General features: G+C 45.5%; 23 protein-coding genes. All 23 read right to left on the bottom strand.

Annotated elements, in window-relative coordinates; translation table 11 throughout:
- Position 1 precedes the first annotated feature (1 nt).
- Positions 2–1465: an NADH-quinone oxidoreductase subunit N gene (locus ACZ42W_RS06730; RefSeq protein ID WP_464169392.1), complete on the bottom strand. Its 1464-nt coding sequence runs from the start codon at positions 1463–1465 to the stop codon at positions 2–4.
- Positions 1465–3024: a complex I subunit 4 family protein gene (locus tag ACZ42W_RS06725; protein WP_464169390.1), complete on the bottom strand. Its 1560-nt coding sequence runs from the start codon at positions 3022–3024 to the stop codon at positions 1465–1467. The genes ACZ42W_RS06730 and ACZ42W_RS06725 overlap by 1 nt, the downstream gene beginning before the upstream one ends.
- Positions 3024–4982, bottom strand: coding sequence for an NADH-quinone oxidoreductase subunit L (nuoL, locus tag ACZ42W_RS06720; protein WP_464169388.1), 1959 nt, complete (start codon positions 4980–4982; stop codon positions 3024–3026). The genes ACZ42W_RS06725 and nuoL overlap by 1 nt, the downstream gene beginning before the upstream one ends.
- A 20-nt stretch (positions 4983–5002) precedes the next feature.
- Positions 5003–5335, bottom strand: a complete 333-nt coding sequence (gene nuoK / locus ACZ42W_RS06715) for an NADH-quinone oxidoreductase subunit NuoK (RefSeq protein WP_464169386.1) — start codon at positions 5333–5335, stop codon at positions 5003–5005.
- Positions 5332–5844 (bottom strand): NADH-quinone oxidoreductase subunit J family protein, encoded by a 513-nt coding sequence (locus ACZ42W_RS06710; RefSeq protein ID WP_464169384.1) that lies wholly within the window; start codon positions 5842–5844, stop codon positions 5332–5334. Before ACZ42W_RS06710 ends, nuoK begins: the two co-directional genes overlap by 4 nt.
- Positions 5841–6248: a NuoI/complex I 23 kDa subunit family protein gene (locus ACZ42W_RS06705; RefSeq protein ID WP_464169382.1), complete on the bottom strand. Its 408-nt coding sequence runs from the start codon at positions 6246–6248 to the stop codon at positions 5841–5843. The genes ACZ42W_RS06710 and ACZ42W_RS06705 overlap by 4 nt, the downstream gene beginning before the upstream one ends.
- A 4-nt stretch (positions 6249–6252) precedes the next feature.
- Positions 6253–7299, bottom strand: a complete 1047-nt coding sequence (gene nuoH, locus ACZ42W_RS06700; RefSeq protein ID WP_464169380.1) for an NADH-quinone oxidoreductase subunit NuoH — start codon at positions 7297–7299, stop codon at positions 6253–6255.
- 24 nt (positions 7300–7323) lie between these two features.
- Positions 7324–8424 (bottom strand): NADH-quinone oxidoreductase subunit D, encoded by a 1101-nt coding sequence (locus ACZ42W_RS06695; RefSeq protein WP_464169378.1) that lies wholly within the window; start codon positions 8422–8424, stop codon positions 7324–7326.
- 14 nt (positions 8425–8438) lie between these two features.
- Positions 8439–8930 carry an NADH-quinone oxidoreductase subunit C gene (locus ACZ42W_RS06690; protein ID WP_464169376.1) on the bottom strand — a complete coding sequence of 164 codons (492 nt, stop codon included), beginning with the start codon at positions 8928–8930 and terminating at the stop codon, positions 8439–8441.
- Entirely contained in the window at positions 8920–9441 is a 522-nt protein-coding gene (locus tag ACZ42W_RS06685; protein ID WP_464169374.1) for an NADH-quinone oxidoreductase subunit B, read from the bottom strand. Before ACZ42W_RS06685 ends, ACZ42W_RS06690 begins: the two co-directional genes overlap by 11 nt.
- Positions 9432–9788 carry an NADH-quinone oxidoreductase subunit A gene (locus tag ACZ42W_RS06680; RefSeq protein ID WP_464169372.1) on the bottom strand — a complete coding sequence of 119 codons (357 nt, stop codon included), beginning with the start codon at positions 9786–9788 and terminating at the stop codon, positions 9432–9434. The genes ACZ42W_RS06685 and ACZ42W_RS06680 overlap by 10 nt, the downstream gene beginning before the upstream one ends.
- Before the next feature lie 126 nt (positions 9789–9914).
- Complete coding sequence (locus ACZ42W_RS06675) at positions 9915–10697, bottom strand: ribonuclease HII (protein ID WP_464169370.1); 783 nt, start codon at positions 10695–10697, stop codon at positions 9915–9917.
- A 116-nt stretch (positions 10698–10813) separates the two neighbouring features.
- Positions 10814–11659: a ribosome biogenesis GTPase YlqF gene (gene ylqF / locus ACZ42W_RS06670; protein WP_464169369.1), complete on the bottom strand. Its 846-nt coding sequence runs from the start codon at positions 11657–11659 to the stop codon at positions 10814–10816.
- Between the two features lie 23 nt (positions 11660–11682).
- Positions 11683–12195, bottom strand: a complete 513-nt coding sequence (gene lepB / locus ACZ42W_RS06665) for a signal peptidase I (RefSeq protein ID WP_464169368.1) — start codon at positions 12193–12195, stop codon at positions 11683–11685.
- Positions 12196–12309: 114 nt separating this feature from the next.
- Positions 12310–12651 carry a 50S ribosomal protein L19 gene (gene rplS / locus ACZ42W_RS06660; protein ID WP_464169366.1) on the bottom strand — a complete coding sequence of 114 codons (342 nt, stop codon included), beginning with the start codon at positions 12649–12651 and terminating at the stop codon, positions 12310–12312.
- 142 nt (positions 12652–12793) lie between these two features.
- Positions 12794–13351 (bottom strand): RNA methyltransferase, encoded by a 558-nt coding sequence (locus ACZ42W_RS06655; protein ID WP_464169364.1) that lies wholly within the window; start codon positions 13349–13351, stop codon positions 12794–12796.
- A 36-nt stretch (positions 13352–13387) separates the two neighbouring features.
- Complete coding sequence (gene trmD, locus ACZ42W_RS06650) at positions 13388–14230, bottom strand: tRNA (guanosine(37)-N1)-methyltransferase TrmD (protein WP_464169362.1); 843 nt, start codon at positions 14228–14230, stop codon at positions 13388–13390.
- The gene (rimM, locus tag ACZ42W_RS06645) at positions 14231–14737 is read right to left on the bottom strand and encodes a ribosome maturation factor RimM (RefSeq protein WP_464169360.1); all 507 of its coding nucleotides are present in this window, start codon (positions 14735–14737) and stop codon (positions 14231–14233) included.
- An 85-nt stretch (positions 14738–14822) separates the two neighbouring features.
- Positions 14823–15053, bottom strand: coding sequence for a KH domain-containing protein (locus tag ACZ42W_RS06640; protein ID WP_464169358.1), 231 nt, complete (start codon positions 15051–15053; stop codon positions 14823–14825).
- 23 nt (positions 15054–15076) lie between these two features.
- Entirely contained in the window at positions 15077–15343 is a 267-nt protein-coding gene (gene rpsP / locus ACZ42W_RS06635) for a 30S ribosomal protein S16 (protein ID WP_464169356.1), read from the bottom strand.
- A 104-nt stretch (positions 15344–15447) separates the two neighbouring features.
- Positions 15448–16809 carry a signal recognition particle protein gene (gene ffh, locus ACZ42W_RS06630; RefSeq protein WP_464169355.1) on the bottom strand — a complete coding sequence of 454 codons (1362 nt, stop codon included), beginning with the start codon at positions 16807–16809 and terminating at the stop codon, positions 15448–15450.
- A 33-nt stretch (positions 16810–16842) separates the two neighbouring features.
- Positions 16843–17211 carry a putative DNA-binding protein gene (locus ACZ42W_RS06625; RefSeq protein ID WP_464169353.1) on the bottom strand — a complete coding sequence of 123 codons (369 nt, stop codon included), beginning with the start codon at positions 17209–17211 and terminating at the stop codon, positions 16843–16845.
- Between the two features lie 120 nt (positions 17212–17331).
- Positions 17332–18630 (bottom strand): amidohydrolase, encoded by a 1299-nt coding sequence (locus ACZ42W_RS06620; RefSeq protein ID WP_464169351.1) that lies wholly within the window; start codon positions 18628–18630, stop codon positions 17332–17334.
- Positions 18631–18652: the final 22 nt, after the last annotated feature.

Genomic DNA, 18652 nt, shown 5'->3' with positions numbered 1-18652 from the left:
CTTACTTCACTAAACTTGTCGCTGCTGTGATCGCCATCTGAGCGAGAGGTGTAGGGTAAAGACCCAAGAACAGCGTAACTACGAGGGATAATACCATACCGAATTTAGCTGCTCCGTGAACAGGAACTTCCGGTAACCCTTCTCCCTCGGTCAAATACATGACCTTAACAATCGAGAGATAGTAGTAAACAGAGATCATGCTCATGATGAAACCAACAAAAGCGATCCAGATATATCCTTGTCCCACAACAGCAGAGAAGAGATAAAATTTACCTACAAACCCTGCAAGCGGAGGAATTCCAGCGAGGGAAAGCACTGAGACCGTCAAAACGGCAGCTGCTAAAGGAGAACGTCTAGCAAGTCCAGCATAGTCTGCTATCTCTGCGGTACCTTGCCTTTCCGCGATATGGGTGATTACTGCAAATGCCCCCAGGTTCGCAAAGATGTAAATCATCAGGTAGAAAAGTACCCCTTTGATTCCGTCGACAAAGACAGACACCGCTGGAACAGAGACCGCAATCACACCAACCATGATATACCCCGCTTGGGCGATACCTGAGTAAGCCATCAGGCGCTGAATATTTTTCTGAGGGAAGGCCATGAGATTTCCCAGAATCATCGACAGCGCTGCGAGGATGAGGAGTAATAATTGACCAGTCTCAGCGAAGGATTGGCTATACATCATCAAGAGATAGAAGCGAACCAAGGCTGCAAAAGCAGCTGCTTTCGAAGCGGTTGCCAAGTACGCTGTGACAGGAGAAGGTGCTCCTTCATAGATATCCGGTGCCCACATATGGAAGGGAATCAAGGAAATCTTGAAGCCAAATCCAGCAAGCAAAAATACCGTTGCTAGGATAGAAGCAGGGCTCAAGTCCGTACCAAGAGCTTGGGCAATGACAAACATTTGAGTCGAGCCCGTGAGTCCGTAAACAATACTGATACCATAGAGCAGAATCGCTGAAGAGGTTGAGCCAAGTACCAGATATTTGATTCCAGCCTCAGACGACTTTCCATCCTCACCCTTGTAAGCAACGAGGATAAAGAAGGTGATTGTCATGAGCTCTAAGCCCACATACATCGTGATGAGGTCCCCAGCTCCAGCCATCAGCATCATGCCAAGGGTTGCAGCCAACATTAACGGATAAAACTCACCGCGATGGGCTTGGAACTTCTGCACATAACTTGATGAGGATAGAACAACCAAAAGTGCAGCGACCAAAAATAAGATTTTAAAGAAACCTGCAAATTGATCATGCAAATACATCCCTTGGAGGAATGCCGCCCGTTGTCCATAAAAGAAATCATACATGGAGTAAGCTAGAGTTCCCAATAACGCGAAAATCGTAAGCGGGAACATCCCTTTTCTAGACCCTGGCGGAAGGATGAGGCCCACTGCCAGCAAGCCAAGGCTAAGGACAGCCAGAATGATTTCCGTAGAGAGTAAAGCGAAATCGAAATTAACCATTAGAACAGCCCTCCAATCTTCGCCTGACTCACGGTTTCAAGAACTTTAGCTAACCCTGAGGAATGGACCCCGGTGTCAATCAACTGTAAGACCAAGTTCGGGAATACCCCAGTTAGGATGATGACAAAGACCAGTAGGACCAAGGGGACAAGTTCAGGACCGCGCAAATCTTTGAGATGATCCCATTCCGTACGTCGAGGTCCGAACAGGACATTGGCGATGATACGGAGGGTATACACTGCGGTAAAAATAATCCCTGCAATTCCGACAATCGCATGTACAGGAAGTACACGAACTGTACCTACGAAGATTGTGAATTCTCCGATAAAGTTAACTGTACCCGGCAAGCCAAGTCCAGCCATACCAGCAATTAAGAAGCCCACGGCAAGGCGAGGCATTTGATGCGCAAGTCCGCCCAAGTCGGCAATATTACGGGTATGAGTCTTTTCGTAGATAAAGCCAATCATCGAGAAGAAGAGAGCAGACATCACACCATGTGCAAACATCATTGCGATAGCACCATTGAGGCTTGTCACATTAAGTGCTGCGATAGCAATCAAGACATATCCCATGTGGCTGACAGAAGAATATCCGACCACATATTTCATATCTTTTTGTGCCAAAGCGATGAAGGCTGCATATAGAACGTTAACGAGAGCGAGAACTGCAATGACTGGCGCCCAGAATTTTGCTCCAAGCGGAAGCACCATAACTCCCAAGCGAATCAAACCGTAGCCACCGATTTTCTTCAAAACCCCTGCGTGGATCATACTGACGGCCGTTGGAGCTCCAGCATATCCATCAGGAGACCAAGAATGGAAGGGGAACATGGAAATCAAGGATCCAAAGCCAAAGGTCATTAGACCAAAAATGACAATCTGGAAGGTCTGATCATACTTGAGTAATGCCAATTGATCAAACATAAAGGTCGGGCCCTTTCCTACTGCAGCCAACTGGTTGGTTGCATTGACCCACAGAGAAACCATGGCAACAAGTAAGAAAGCAGAACCAATCAAGAGATAGATCGTCAACTTCATACCGGCATATTCTTTGGTAACGCGTTTTGTACTTCCCCAGATAATAACCATGATATAGATCGGAATAACCACGATCTCATAAAAGAGGAAGAAGATAAACAAGTCTCGGGCAATAAAGGTACCCATAACCCCAGCTATCAAGATGAGCAGAAGAACGAAGTATTCTTTAATCCGCTTCTCGGTATTCCAGGAGGAATAGACAGCTGTAAAGCCGATGATATTGGTGAGTAGAAGCATCGGAATGCTAATTCCGTCGACCCCGAAAGCAAGGGCAACACCAATGTCCGGAATCAAGGGGATCGTAAGGTTATACTGCATTCCAGCGACCGAACGGTCATAAGCAAAGAAGACATAGAGAGAAAGCACCAGTGACACGAAGGTACCCATTGCAGCCACGATCTTAATCGTCTTCCCCTCTTCCTTCGGGAGGAATACGATGACGAGTGCCGCTAGAATCGGTGCTATCAGTGCGAATGGCAGAATCATGGAGCCCAGAACAGGCTGAATTGCCAATGTCGACATTATTTCACACCTCCTAGCATTGCTGCGGGATTAAGTGCCGAAAGCTGTCCCTCTCCTAGTGCAAAGAAGAGATAAATAACAACAACGGCGAAGAAGAATACCATGGCATAGGTCTGAAGCTGACCCGTCGATGTTCTACGGAATACTCGAGCAGAACCTCGTGTGAACACAGCAAGTCCGTTGACAATGCCATCAATAATATACAGGTCAAACCAGTAAAGAACCTTTGCCACGATTCCATCCATAATATTATGGATTAACCATAGGTAAATTTCATCGACATAGTACTTGTTCTTAAGGAGTTTGTACATTCCTGGGAAACGTGCAACAACGTTCTCAGCCTTAATTTTTTGGGTGACATACGTAATATAGGCTAAGCCAATTCCGAGTACACCCGCAAGGATGGAGATAGAAGCAATTGCCCAGTCGATTCCCTCATGTTCAAACTCACCATAGTGGACAAAGTACCCGAAGTTATGCTCAGGTAAAGCGACCCATCCACCAACTACGCTAAAGAAGGCCAAGATGATGAGTGGCACGGTCATTACCCATGGAGATTCATGTGGATGATTTTCAGGCTTCTCCTTACCCATAAAGGCCACGAAGAAGAGACGGCTCATATAAAAGGCGGTTAGGAAAGCTGTGAACAAACCGACAGCGAAAATAATGGGATGTCCGTTATGAAGTGCAGCTGCGAGAATCTCATCCTTCGAGAAGAATCCTGCAAACGGAGGAATCCCCGATATCGCTAAAATCCCAATGAAGAAGGTCGTTCCGGTAATCGGCATCTTCTTCCAAAGACCACCCATATCCCAGATATTTTGTTTTTCATGTAAAGCATGAATCACAGAACCTGCACCGAGGAACATCAGCGCTTTGAAGAAAGCGTGTGTCATCAAGTGGAACATGGAGGCAGTGAGAGAACCTACACCGAGTGCAAACATCATATATCCCAATTGACTTAAGGTCGAATATGCAAGAATCCGCTTGATATCATCCTGCGCAATGGCGATAGTTGCTGCGAAGATTGCAGTGAACGCTCCCAGCCCTGCTACGAACTGTAAGGCCATAGGGGAAGCATTATCGAAGAGGAAGAACATCCGGGCAACCAAATAAACACCAGCTACAACCATCGTAGCAGCGTGAATCAGGGCACTGACCGGCGTAGGACCTTCCATCGCATCAGGCAACCAAACGTGTAAAGGAAACTGACCGGATTTTCCGATAGGTCCGATGAACACCAAGAGCGCCATAACGGTCAAATAACTTACGCCGCCAATCAGGGCAAAATCCTGGAAGTTCGTCGCCATTTGAACGGATAACGAACCTGCACCATAGAAATCCAAGGTGCCAAACTTGTTATACAGGAACAAAATTCCTAAAAGTAAGCCGAAGTCTCCAACCCGGGTCGTCATGAAGGCTTTCTTCGCAGCTTCCCGTGCGGATACTTTGAAAAACCAGAACCCGATGAGAAGGTAAGAACACAAACCAACGAGTTCCCAAAAGATAAATAACTGTAAAAGGTTTGTTGCTAAGACCATGCCAAGCATGGAAGCAGCAAACAAGGATTGATATGCATAATAACGGGAGAACCCTTTATCACCATGCATATATCCAATCGAATAAATCTGTACCATGGATGCGACCAAGGTAACAACAAAAAGCATCATAGCACTCATCGGATCGATGAGTGTGCCAAAGTCAACTTTGAGTCCGGCGATATTAAGCCAGTTAACTGTACTCATAACCGGATGTTCAACGACCTCTGCTCCAGACTGAATTACACCAAGACCAATAGCAATCGCTAATCCAAACGAGGTAAGAATCGCCAGGATGGATATGGTGGAGGACAGTCTTTTGGATCGTTTTGTGACTAAGGCGATGAGTAGAAACGACAGAAAGGGCAAGAATGGAATTAACCATGCCCATTGAAAAAGATCATTCATTTCCTTGAACACCTACCTTCTCCATAGACTCTCTACCACTTCAACCAATTGAAATCATCCACATTTGTGGAGCGGCGATTACGATAAATTGCAATAACAAGAGCCAATCCCACTGCAACTTCAGCAGCTGCAACGACAATCACGAAGATTGCAGCGACTTGTCCGATCAGAGGATTTGAACCTGGATTTGCCCAAGGGGCAAATCGGCTAAAAGCAACGAAGTTAATGTTAACCGCATTGAGCATCAACTCGATGGACATAAGGATTGCAATGATATTGCGTTTTACGAAAACCCCATAAAGTCCAAGGCTGAAAAGCATTGCTCCAACCAAAAGATATGAGCCAAGTCCAACACTTAAATTCATTTGCTTTCATTCCCCCCTTTCGCGAGGATAACGGCCCCGATAAGTGCAATCGTCAAGAGAATTGCAGCAGCTTCAAACGGAATCATATACCATTGCAAAAGCAGTTTGGAGACTTCAGCTGTCGTTCCAACCGAAACCGCTGGCATGGCTAGAATCCGCCAATCATTGTTCGTAAGAATCACTAGGGTAACCATGATGAAAACAAGTGCTCCCACTAAGGCTCCCCAAACCCATTTCTTGGTATTAGGGCTACTCTCTGCAACGTCACCCCTCAAGGTTAACATCACAGCAAAGACAACCATAATCGAAACTGCACCTGTATAAACAAGTATTTGTACAGCAGCAATATATTCTGCGTTCAATAGAACATACAGGACAGCAACTCCGGTAAAGGACAGTGCCAAGAATAGGGCGCTGTGAACAATGTTCCTTGAGGTTACAACTCCCCAAGCTGAAGCCACGGCGATAATGGCGAAAATGAAGAACACAATTGTCGCCATAGTGCTCATTGCTTGCCCTCCTTCCGGTTCTGCTTCGAACGTTCAATCATATCCCAATTCATTTCATTCACATCGAAGACTGCGTTTTCGAATTCTTGAGTCACCGTCAACGCATTCGTCGGACAGGCTTCTGTGCAGAGACCACAGAAAAGGCAGCGTCCCAAGTCCATTTGATAAGTTTTGAGGACTTTCTTATTGTTCTCATCCTTTTCACTGGTCAAAGTAATTACCTTATTCGGGCAAGCCATTGCGCACAGAGAGCATGAAATGCATTTTTCCGGTTCGAGCCCCATAGAGCTACGAACTGTCTTGGGTAGATCTGGCATTTCTTCAGGATAAAACTCAGTAATATTGGGTCCTAGCATTCTTTTAAGTGTAATGCCCAACCCTGTAAATAGACCTTTACCTAACACTCTGTCACCCTCCAATCACGAGCTGATAGATATAAATTCCAAAGCCCGTTAGCACGATGTTGAGAAGCGAGAGCGGTAACAAGATCTTCCATGCAAAGTGCATCAAATGGTCAACCCGAATTCTAGGGAAGGTCCATCTAACCCACATCATGATGAAGATCAAGATACCCGTTTTTAACCAGAACCAAATCCATCCTGGAAGGAAAGCAGGGCCTTGCCAGCCACCTAAGAACACAGTCGCAGCGAGTGCGCAGACCGCAGTCATATTCCCATATTCACCTAAGAAGAACAGTCCCCAACGTAATCCGGTATACTCTGTCATCGGACCGGCAACAACTTCTTGATCCGCTTCGACAAGGTCAAACGGTGCACGGTTGACTTCTGCCGTTCCAGCAATGAGAAAAATAATAAATGCAATCGGTTGGAGCGCAATAAAAGGAACAACGTTCTGAGCTTCAACGATTTTCGTGAGGCTAAAGGACTCTGATAGCATGACAACGCCAAGTAATGAGAAGATGAGTGGAATCTCATAGCTAATCATTTGGGCAACGGCGCGCATTCCGCCCAGCAAGGGAAACTTACTGTTAGAACCCCAACCAGCCATTAGGAAAGCTATTGTTGAGATCGAAGAAATCGCTAAATAGTAAAATATTCCTAAATCTAAATCAACAGGAACCAATCCCATCCCATAAGGAATGACAGCTAGTGTCATCAATGGAATACCGAAAATAATCATCGGCGCTACTTTGAAGATAAATTTATCTGCCCCTGCAGGGGTGACATCCTCTTTACCGATAAGTTTTAAAGCGTCGGCAAGAGTTTGAAACCATCCATGAGGTCCCAGACGATTTGGACCCGGTCGTTGTGATATCCAACCGGCGACTTTCCGTTCAAGCAGAATCAGAATGAGTGCTGCTAGAACGATAACGATGATAACCGCGATTATCCCGATAACGGTCATAATCAGGTCAGCCCAAATGGAATGGGGATCCGCAAATAATCCACGGATGGCAGCCGAAATGTTTAATGGCAATTGATTTAAAGCTTCCATCTTATTCTCCCCTCATTGAGAGTTTTACTTATCCACTTCACCGAGAACGGCATCTAGGGTTGCAAAAATTGCGATGACGTCCTGAATCTTCCAGCCCGTACAAATTTCTGTGAGCGACTGAAGGTTGATAAACGTTCCTGTTCGGATTCTCATACGCACAGGTTTCGTCGAACCGTCACTTACGATATAGAATCCTAATTCACCCTTCGGGTTCTCGACCCGATGATAAACTTCTCCGGCAGGTGGCTTAATCAACTTCGGAACCTTTGCCATGACTGGCCCTTCTGGAATGTCTCGCAGTGCTTGGCGAAGGATTTTTCCGCTTTCCCTGATTTCATCTAAGCGAATCATGTTGCGGTCATAGGAATCACAACCATAAAGGACTGGAACATCAAAATCAAAGCGATCATATATGCTATAGGGTTCAGCTTTTCGCACATCATAATTGACTCCAGAAGCTCTCAGTACAGGGCCCGTAATCGAAAGGTTTTCTGCTAATTCCTTCGATAGGATTCCCACACTCTTCATCCGGCCCATAGCAATCTCATTCCCTAAATAGATCCCATAATACTCTTCCATCATCTCTGGCAGATCATCTAGGAAGGATTTCAGGGCTGGCCAGAACTCTGCAGGAGGCTCTGCACTTACCCCACCGATACGCATCGTATTTACAGTCAGGCGACTTCCGGCGGTCATTTCGAAAAGATCAAGAATCCTTTCTCTGTCACGGAAGGCATAGCCCCAGCCAGTCCATCCGGCAATATCGAGTGCAGCACTACCAATGAATACCATATGACTGGCAATCCGCGCCAACTCTGCATAGATAACACGCAAATAATCTGCCCGTTCAGGAATTTGTATTCCCATCAACTTCTCAACGGCCAGAACATAGGCGAAATTATTATGTGGTGACGCAAGATAGTCCAACCGATCCGTATAGGGGATAAACTGTGGATAGGTACGACTTTCTGCTAACTTCTCGATACCACGATGTAAATAACCCAGCTTAGGCACTACCTTGGTGACAACTTCCCCTTCTAAATGAACCACCATACGGAACACGCCGTGCATACTCGGATGCTGGGGGCCCAGGTTAAGTATGAGTTCTTCAGTTTCTACCGACATGGTTCATTACCCCCTTACTCATCTTCTCTGCGCACGCGCACGATATTCCGAACTTCGACGGGCTCAGTTACGTAATCCTTGCGCAGTGGGAAGCCTTCAAAATCATCCCATAGATAAATCCGTTTTAAGTTAGGATGTCCTTTGAACTGAATTCCGAACATATCGTAGGCTTCGCGCTCAAGAAAGTTTGCACCGCCCCAAATCGAGGTCACTGAATCAATAATTGGGTTCTCCCGATCGACGATCGCTTTCACGCGCAATTTCTGTGGCCCACGTAGACTACTCAACTGATATACTACTTCGAAGTGATCTCCAAGATCCACTCCAGCTAAGTCGTGGAGAAAGTCACAAGGAGTTTCTCCGAAGCTTTTTGCCGCCTTTAAGGTCTCTATGATATAAGAAGCTTTGACTTTAAGAATCAAAGTCCCTAAGCTTTCTGCAACTTCCCCATTGACGTGCGCAGCTAACTCATCCACTCGTTTTTTAAGCAACTCTTTATTTTCCATGATTCAATAACCTCACCTTACCAGGGTTGTTAACCTTATATTGAAGCTGCATCAACCCAAAGATTAAGGATTCTGGACGTGGAGGGCAACCAGGAATATAGACATCTACTGGAACGACCTTATCCACTCCAGTCAACATGGAGTAGGAATCTGCGAACGGACCTCCTGCACTTGCGCAGCTTCCCATAGCAATGACCCACTTGGGTTCAGGCATTTGGTCATAAACCCGACGAAGAAGTGGAGCCATTTTTCGAGTACAAGTCCCTGCTACAATCATGACATCCGCCTGACGAGGCGAAGCACGGAAAACCTCCCAGCCAAAGCGGGCGAGGTCAAAGCGTGGTCCTCCAGTTGCCATCATTTCAATCGCACAACATGCCAGTCCAAACGTGACAGGCCAGAAAGAATGCCCTCGAGCCCAATTGAGCAGCTTGTCGACATTGGTGACCAAAACATTTTTTTCCACCATCAACTCGGCCTCGCGGAGCTCTTTCTCTTTTGCTACATCCACTCTAAAGCACCTTCCTTCCAAGCATACCAGAAACCGATCAAGAGAATTAGAATAAAGACAAACATTTCGACAAAGGCAAAGGTTCCGAGTTTACGGAACGTCAAAGCCCAAGGATAGAGGAAAACAGTTTCTACATCAAAAGCGGTAAAGACAAGAGCATAAAGGAAATAGTTACTTTTGAAACCCAACCAGGTTCGTCCAATCGTTTCATTCCCACTCTCATAAGGGGTTAACTTCTCACGGTGTGGTTTGTTTGGAGCGACAAGCTTTGGCATTGCCATCATAATGATATTGAGGGCAATTGCAGCGACTAGGAAAAGACCTATCGCAGCAAAATTATCGGACATCTCCTCACCTCCCTTCAGTAATTAGCACCTTGTTTCCCATAAGCCAAACTCATTGTGCCATAATTATTGATACCTAGTCAATAAATATGTAGTAATCCTGAAACAATCTTGTAATAATCATTATTTTCAAACAATGAGTTCCCCCTGATTCACAGGAGCAAAACTTTTTCGATGAAGCGGACACGGACCAAAACGACGAAGCGCATCGAGGTGTTCCTTCGTACCATACCCTTTATTTTTGGCAAATCCGTATTCAGGATACAACCCATGAAGCTCACTCATCCAATGATCACGAGAAACCTTAGCAAGAATCGAAGCTGCAGCAATACTTGCACTTAATGCATCTCCACCGATAATTCCCCGTTGAGGAATATTGATACTCGGCAGTTCTAAAGCATCGATGAGTAGAAAGTGCGGGCGAACCTTTAAATTCTCAACTGCACGTTTCATTGCTAATTTGGTAGCTTGCAAGATGTTTAAAGCATCGATTTCAGCTGGCTCGGCACTCCCCACAGCGAACCCAAGTGCTTGTTCCTTAATCTCTTGAAACAGTCTTTCCCGTTTACTTTCAGTCACCTGTTTCGAATCGTTTAGCCCTGAAAGTTCAAATCTTGCAGGTAAAATGCAAGCTGCAGCCACGACAGGTCCAGCAAGTGGCCCTCGACCCGCTTCATCAATTCCCGCAATATGAAGATAGCCGTTTTGCCAAAGTTTCTTTTCTTCTACTAGAAGATGTTCAAGACGTTTTGTTTCCGCTTTATGCGCTTCACAATGCTTGAGATACCTCACAACAAGGTGCTGAATTCCCTGACGCGGATCTTGAGCACAGGCTTTGAGAAACTCTTCGGAGGGTTCAGTACTAAAGACCTCACCAACCTCTCGGATACTCATTTGGGATACTTGTTTCAAAACACTTCTCTTCTTTCCCACTCTACAATTCGACGTTATTAGGTTCTTTCCCTTTGTACTCTTTAAAGTCCATTAATTAAGAATTATTCTTATATTTCAAAAAGCACTGACACTATTTATCGTAAATTTAGAGAGCTTTGTATTTGATCCATCGTTATCTTACCAAGTGCGCCCGCGCGGAATTCTCGAATAAAGATCTGAGCGGCTTTTAGTAGGTCGACTTGTCCGCCTTTAACTAAGCATCCTCGTTTACGTCCAATGCCTTCGAGGGTTAAATCCTGAACAGCTTCAGTATATCTTCTGAGGGAATCCGGATAATTCTGTTTCAACCAATTCAGTAACCAGAGGGATAACTCCTCTAGATTAAGAGTTTCATCACGAATCGCTCCTACAGCGGCCAGCTTTCTTCCTATCTCTGGATCCTCGAATTTCGGCCAAAGCAGCCCTGGAGTATCCATCAATTCTACCTTATCATGAATCCGAATCCATTGATTCCCCCGAGTAACCCCTGGCTTATTTCCTGTTTTTGCTTTTGAACTCCCTATAAGCTGGTTAATGAGTGAAGACTTGCCGCAATTAGGAATCCCAACGACCATTGCACGAATAGTTCTCGCCCGAACTCCCTTGGCTGCCCATTTCTCAAGTTTCTCAACCATGAGCTTCTCTAGCTCTGGTACAATTTTCCCGACCCCAATTCCACTTATTGCACTGACAGCCAATACCGGGGTCGATTTTCGCAATTCCTTAACCCATTGCTCTGTCGATTTCGTATCCGCCAAATCCGCTTTATTAAGTAAGATGATTTTTGGCTTATCCCCCAACATTTCCTGCAAAAGTGGATTTCTACTACTCTCAGGCACACGAGCGTCACCTAACTCAATTACGACATCAACCCAGCGTAATTGCTCTAGCAATAAACGTTTTGCTTTCGCCATATGCCCTGGAAACCACTGAATACTCAACGAAACACCCTCTTACTTCTCGACTACCAAAGAAATTTAATCCGTTGAATCGGACTATAAATTAGCCAAGCTTTTCCTATCAGATAATTCTTCGGTAAAACTCCCCACTCCCGAGAATCCCCGCTTTCTCTGCGGTTATCACCTAAAACAAAGACGTTGTCCTTTGGTACAGTCTCTGGATCAAAAGGAGGGTAATCCCCCGGCTTCAAATATGGTTCCTTGACAAGTTCATTATTAACGTAGACTTGGTTATCTCTCAGCTCTACAGTCTCTCCCTCAAGTGCTACAACTCTCTTAATGAATGTACGGCTTGGGTCTTTAGGATAGGCAAAGACCACGATATCACCCCGTGCTGGAGCCCAGAACCGATATGCTAAGCGATTCACGATAATCCGGTCCCCAGGGACCATCGCTGGTTCCATCGAGGATGATGGAATTATGTAGGGTTGTAATACAAAAAACCGTAAGAGACCTGCACATACAAGAACAGCGGCAAGTACCCAGATTGGCCACGCTAGCCTTATCTTTTGCTTCACTGATATGCTCCTCCCTAATTCAAACTCTACATTAGTATGAACAGAGAAATTAAAGAGCATACAACCATATTTGTGCAAAATAAAAGGGCTGGATTGCTCCAGCCCATCTTATCCTTAGCGACGGTCGCGAATCCGTGCAGCTTTACCAGAAAGTTGACGGAGATAGTACAATTTAGCGCGACGCACAACACCGCGGCGTACGACTTCGATTCTATCGATTCGAGGAGAGTGAAGCGGGAAAGTCCGTTCAACCCCTACACCATACGTTACACGGCGAACAGTGAAGGTCCTACGAAGACCGCCACCTTTTGTCTTAATTACGACCCCTTCAAAGGCCTGAATACGTTCCCGAGTACCCTCGACAACACGCACGTGAACACGTACTGTGTCTCCAGGACGGAAGGCAGGAAGATCCGTTTTCATTTGTTCTTCTTCAATCATGCGAATGTAATCCATTATTGATTCCCCCCTTCCTTGCCTAGATGTTCATGCACTGAGCCATTTGATCATTTCCGGCTTTTTTGACAGTGAGAGGACCATCCGTTATACCAAAATATTTTATCATAATAAAATTATCTGTGCAACCTTGTTAAAAAAATTAATGTCCTCTTAGCCGATCCAAAATAATCGCAGCCGCTGAACGGACAGAAAGATGGTTCCATTCCCCAGGACCGTAAATCGGCTCAAGGATGATATCGCAACTTTCCATGACTTCCTTTAGAAGCCCCCAACCGGTCCCGAAAAGAAGAAGCATGGGATCCTCTGTCTCTTCTATCTTTTGCCGAACTGCTGCATAGCTAAGCGTATTCGAGTACCTACGAGCATCTGTGGCAATTCTTAGGGGTCTGCGCCCCTGTTCTGCGTAGATTTCTTCCTCGACTTCAGCAAGTTCCCGAGCAAGCTTCACTCGTGCGAAAGCTTCCTGGCGGTTTGGATTGTACTCCGCACCGAATCCTTCTTGCCAATAACCCATAATACGTTGTGCTAGAGCCCTTTGGGCTTCTGCCGGGTGAACAATAAAGTACCGTTTGGCCCCATACGTCGTCGCACTCCTGGCAATATCATGAATGTCTAGATTAGTAATCGATGTTGCTACCGTCTCCATATTCTTATTATAAACGGGAGCATGAATCAAAGCGATGTATAAGTCGCCCATGATCGTTCCTCCTATGTAAACCTAGTCTAAATACGCCTAGTCTTGACTAGGATCGCTTTCTCTTTTCTCCAATGTTAAATTTCTGCTCTTCCTGCGCCTCTTCGGCTTAGGTTGTAGATGTTCCCAACGAGAATGCCATCTTGAAAATTCAGGGTTTTCTTGGGTTAATTCCTCTAATAAGATGAAATCACTGGCTAAGAACTCAAACTTGTCGATCAAATCAGGCCTCTTCAAAAACGTACGGCGCAAGGATTCTTTTCTTCGCCAAGCTTCGATTCGGGCATGATGTCCGGATAATAGGACCTCTGGCACTTCCATTCCCTCAAATTCAGAAGGGCGGGTATAGTGTGGATACTCAAGAAGGCCTGCACTGTGAGAGTCTTCATCCGAAGAGGCACTCTCTCCAAGTACGCCAGGTACTAGTCGAGCTACAGCATCCATCATGACCATGGCCGCTAATTCTCCACCCGTGAGTACGAAATCCCCGAGTGAAGCCTCCTCATCCGCAAGGCACCGTATCCGTTCGTCAAATCCCTCATAGTGCCCGCAAATAAAGACGAGTTCATCCATCTGACTCCACTCTTTTGCTTTCTGGTGCTGAAAAATCTGTCCTTGGGGAGACATAAGCACAATCCGCCGTGTTCCTGAGGCTGGGGGCAAATCCCTAAGAGCAGCATAAATAGGTTCTGGTTTTAAGACCATACCTGCTCCTCCACCGTAAGGAACATCATCTACATTTTTGTGCTTACTCGTGGCATAATCACGAAAATTGATAAGCTGAACCTCCATGAGGTTTGCAACTTGAGCACGTTTCAAAATGCTTTCCTGAACAGGGGTAAACATCTCTGGAAAAAGGGTTAGAACCGTAAACTTAATCATTTATTCCTCACCCTCAAGAAGCCCTGAAGGTAATTCCACATCCATACGTTTTCCAGGCACGTCAACATTTTTGACCACACTTTTCAAAGCAGGGATACAGACTTCACCTTTTGAACCCAAAACAAGGTAAACATCATTCGCGCCAGTCTGAACAACTCGAGTCAACGTCCCAAGAAGAGTCTCCCCCTCATATACCTGCATCCCCTCAAGCTCGAAGTAGTACCAGCCCTCCTTCAGAGGAGGAACTTCTGAACGGTCTATCTTTATAGCCCAGCCACGAAGTTTTTCCGCTTCGTCCCGTGAATTTATCCCCTCTAGAGTCAGGCAGACTCCATCAGGTTGAACCTTTGCGTCCAATACCTTCAGTCGACGCTGTACTTGATTTTGAACAAGTATAACTTCCTTTAATTTCTTAAACCGTTGCGGGTTATCGGTAATTGGATAAACCTTCAATTCCCCTTGAACCCCATGCGGTTTTATGACTTCACCGATCAATACCTCATCCATAGTATACTTCTCCTTTGTAAGGAATGCTGCCAGCAAAGAGGGCCAAACCCATAACGTCAAAAAGGGCTCAAGGCCCTTCTTAACACTACTGGTCAATGTCTACATGAACTCTGCGGCCATCTTTGACTGCTGCAGCTTTTACAATTGTACGAATAGCATTAGCGATCTTACCCTGTTTACCAATGACTTTACCCATATCATCAGATGCAACCGTTAGTTGCAAGTGTACGGATTTTTCCGTCTCGGATTGAGCGACAAGTACTTGATCTGGGTGATCGACTAACGCCTTCGCGAGGATTTCAACGAGTTCCTTCACAGGAACCACCCCCAACAATCCAATTACTTCTTGGATTCATGGAACTTAGCCAGAACCCCAGCTTTACGAAGCAAGGACTTCGCAGTATCTGAAGGTTGAGCACCTGTTGCCAACCATTTCATTGCTTTTTCCTCGTCAATTTTTAGGATTTCCGGTTGTTTAGTCGGATCATAAAAACCGATTTCTTCGATAAAACGACCATCACGAGGGGAATTATTATCCGCAACGACTAGACGATAGAAGGGATTCTTTTTGGCACCCATGCGACGTAGACGAATTTTTGCTGCCATGTTTTTCACCTCCTTATCAGAATACTTCTTCATATTGATTAAGTATTTATTTAATCCTGCTTCTTAGCTTAAAAGAATAATCTTTTGAGATAAGAAGAAAATTATCAACTAAACGGAAAACGGATTCCAGGCTTCTTGCCCTTCTTTCCTTTTTTTCCTTTTCCAAGCATCCCCATTCCAGGAGCGCCCGCAAATTGCTTCATCATCTTCTGCATTTGCTCGAACTGTTTCAACAATCGTCCCACTTCTTGCACGCTTGTGCCGCTTCCCTTAGCGATTCTTCGCTTTCTGGAGTCCTTAATCAGGACCGGCTTTCGTCGTTCTTCTACAGTCATAGAGTGAATAATTGCTTCCACATGGGCCATGTCTTTTTCATTAATCTGCACATCTTTGAGTTGCTTACCCACGCCAGGAATCATTTCTAAGATCGAAGACAAAGGACCCATTTTCTTCAGCTGCTGCATCTGATCCAAGAAGTCATCCAGTGTAAACTCTTTATTACGAAGCTTCTGCTCCATTTCTCGAGCTTGCTTCTCGTCAAAAGCTTCTTGAGCTTTCTCGATCAGGGTTAGAACGTCTCCCATGCCAAGGATCCGAGAAGCCATCCGTTCTGGATAGAAGGCCTCTAAGGCATCCATCTTTTCTCCGATTCCCGCAAACTTAATCGGGCATCCAGTAACTGCTTTGATAGAGAGAGCGGCCCCACCTCGAGTATCTCCGTCGAGCTTCGTTAAGATGATTCCGTCTACCCCTAGTTCTTGGTGAAAGCTTTCAGCTACATTAACTGCATCCTGACCTGTCATCGCATCGACGACGAGCAAGATTTCATGAGGCCTTACCGTAGATTTTATATCCCGAAGTTCCCCCATTAATTCTTCATTAATGTGCAACCGGCCCGCTGTATCGATAATCACCACATCTTGCCCTTGGCTTAAAGCCTGCTTGATACTTGCCTGAGCAATTTCTACTGGGTTCTCTTGGCCCATAGAAAATACCGGAACTTTAATCTGTTCCCCAAGCACTTGAAGCTGTTTAATAGCCGCTGGACGATAGATATCACATGCTACTAGAAGCGGATGCTTACCCTGCTTTTTGAGCATGTTCGCTAGCTTCGCTCCATGAGTGGTTTTTCCAGCTCCTTGAAGACCGACGAGGAGTATTACAGTCGGTGGTTTCGAGGAAATATTTATCTTACTTGAAGTGGCGCCCATCAAGGCGACCATTTCCTCATTCACGATCTTAATGACCTGTTGTCCAGGAGAAAGCGACTCTAGAACATCTTGACCAATCGAGCGCTCCTTGACTTTCGCCACAAAGTCCTTGACTACTTTATAATTCACGTCCGCCTCAAGCAACGCCATACGAACTTCTCGCATAGCCTCGCTAACGTCAGCTTCAGTGAGTTTACCTTTTCCTCTTAAGCGTTTAAATGTTTCTTGTAATTTATCACTTAGACCTTGAAACATACCAGCCCCCGCTTTCCGGACTTCAATCTAAGACTAGGAAGCTTCTATATCATGAAACATGTCATCAATCTTCTTACTGATGGTTCGATGGCGTTCCCAAGCGATAGAGCTAGAAAAATCCGCTTGAACAAATTCCTGAAGCGATTTTTTAACCTCAGAAATTTTGTTTTGTTCCACCGCAAAGCGACGGACAAGTCCAAGCTTCTCTTCATATTCTAATAGAATTTTCTCGGTCCGCTTGAGTAAGTCATAAACAGCTTGGCGACTAATATCTTCTAATTCTGCAATCTCCACTAAAGACAAATCCTGCTCATAATGAAGATCCCAGACCTTCCCCTGCTTTTCAGTCAAAAGGGGACCATAAAAATCCGCCAGTAGCGCCATTTCAGCAATTCGTTCCATTGCAAAAACCCTCCCGTAAAGGATTTTTACTTTACTTGGGCTATTTTAGGCTAAAAATCTTTGTTTGTCAAGTAAAATCACTTTCACTTTATTAAAATAGGCTACTGACACCAAGTAGCCTTACTGTAGCTCCTTAGCAATCCTTTTCGACCTTTTTTCCACTTCTCGGCAGACCTTCTTAACATCTATTGTCTTTAATTGACGCTCTTCCATCAGAATTTCTCCATCCACCATAACCGTCCGAACATCGCCTGCATGGGCGACATAAACAAGATGAGCAGGTATGGAGAAACGAGGATAAAAATGCGGTTGGTCGAAATTAATCGAGATGAGATCCGCTTTAAAGCCCGGAGCTAGTCTTCCTACCTCTTCAAGGCCCAAAGCTTGCGCTCCTCCGAGGGTCGCCATTTCAAGGACTTCATAAGCCGGCAATGCTGTGGAGTCCTTTTTCAACTTTTGTTGAAAAGCGGCAGAGCGCATTTCTCCAAAGAGATCGAGGTTGTTATTGCTTGAGGCACCATCTGTACCTAGTCCAACCACAACACCTTTTGAGCATAGTTCTGGAATAGGTGCGGTTCCACTATTGAGCTTCATATTACTCTCAGCATTATGAGCCACGCAGACCTTCTTTTCGGCAAGGATATTCATGTCTTCCTCGGTCAGATGCACACAATGCGCTGCGACGACATGTCCCCCGAATAACCCCAAATCATTGAGCCACTGAACCGGAGTCTTACCATACTGATCCTGAATAATTTTTATTTCATCCTCGGTCTCTGCAACGTGAATATGGATTCCCACTCCGAGTCGGTCTGCCTCGGCTTTCACTTTTTGCAGATACTCTCCTGAGCAAGTATAGGGGGCATGAGGTCCAAACATAACCTGAACACGACCGTTTCCAGCACCGTGGTACTTATTCACGAGATTGACGTTCTCAGAAAATGCCCGCTCTCCATTCGGTCCATTTCCAATAAGCCCACGCGCCAACACTCCACGAGTTCCTGCTTCAAGAACGGCTTCAGCTACCTGATCCATGGAAGCATACATATCCGACATCGTTGTCGTACCTGACTGAATCATCTCGGCTAAGGCGAGCAGGGTTCCCCAATAGATATCTTCGTCCGTTAACTTATCTTCAAAAGGCCATACCTTCGTCTGCAGCCAAGGCATTAACGGCAGATCATCAGCATAGCTTCTCAGCATGGTCATAGCAGCATGGGTATGGGTATTGATCAAACCAGGCATAACAACATCCTCTGGCAAATCGAGAATTCGATCTGGTACAAAACCTGCTGGTGCCGACCCTTTAGCACCTACTGTAAGAATCCTACCGTTCTCAATGGTGATTTCTCCTTCCGGATAGAAATCATCAGGACCGGTCATGGGCAAAACCATGGCACGAATTAAAGTTTTGGACACTTAGAATCCCTCCTTAAGACCC

It is taken from the genome of Desulfitobacterium elongatum (assembly GCF_055378975.1).
Note: the sequence above shows the minus strand (reverse complement) of the source record. Positions and strands in the feature narration are given on the sequence as shown.

Coding starts and splice junctions, on each gene's coding strand:
- ACZ42W_RS06730 (WP_464169392.1), bottom strand. CDS start 1,465: ATGGTTAATTTCGATTTCGCTTTACTCTCTACGGAAATCATTCTGGCT.
- ACZ42W_RS06725 (WP_464169390.1), bottom strand. CDS start 3,024: ATGTCGACATTGGCAATTCAGCCTGTTCTGGGCTCCATGATTCTGCCA.
- nuoK (WP_464169386.1), bottom strand. CDS start 5,335: ATGAATTTAAGTGTTGGACTTGGCTCATATCTTTTGGTTGGAGCAATG.
- ACZ42W_RS06710 (WP_464169384.1), bottom strand. CDS start 5,844: ATGAGCACTATGGCGACAATTGTGTTCTTCATTTTCGCCATTATCGCC.
- nuoH (WP_464169380.1), bottom strand. CDS start 7,299: ATGGAAGCTTTAAATCAATTGCCATTAAACATTTCGGCTGCCATCCGT.
- ACZ42W_RS06695 (WP_464169378.1), bottom strand. CDS start 8,424: ATGTCGGTAGAAACTGAAGAACTCATACTTAACCTGGGCCCCCAGCAT.
- ACZ42W_RS06690 (WP_464169376.1), bottom strand. CDS start 8,930: ATGGAAAATAAAGAGTTGCTTAAAAAACGAGTGGATGAGTTAGCTGCG.
- ACZ42W_RS06680 (WP_464169372.1), bottom strand. CDS start 9,788: ATGTCCGATAATTTTGCTGCGATAGGTCTTTTCCTAGTCGCTGCAATT.
- rplS (WP_464169366.1), bottom strand. CDS start 12,651: ATGGATTACATTCGCATGATTGAAGAAGAACAAATGAAAACGGATCTT.
- ACZ42W_RS06655 (WP_464169364.1), bottom strand. CDS start 13,351: ATGGGCGACTTATACATCGCTTTGATTCATGCTCCCGTTTATAATAAG.
- trmD (WP_464169362.1), bottom strand. CDS start 14,230: ATGATTAAGTTTACGGTTCTAACCCTTTTTCCAGAGATGTTTACCCCT.
- rimM (WP_464169360.1), bottom strand. CDS start 14,737: ATGGATGAGGTATTGATCGGTGAAGTCATAAAACCGCATGGGGTTCAA.
- rpsP (WP_464169356.1), bottom strand. CDS start 15,343: ATGGCAGCAAAAATTCGTCTACGTCGCATGGGTGCCAAAAAGAATCCC.
- ffh (WP_464169355.1), bottom strand. CDS start 16,809: ATGTTTCAAGGTCTAAGTGATAAATTACAAGAAACATTTAAACGCTTA.
- ACZ42W_RS06625 (WP_464169353.1), bottom strand. CDS start 17,211: ATGGAACGAATTGCTGAAATGGCGCTACTGGCGGATTTTTATGGTCCC.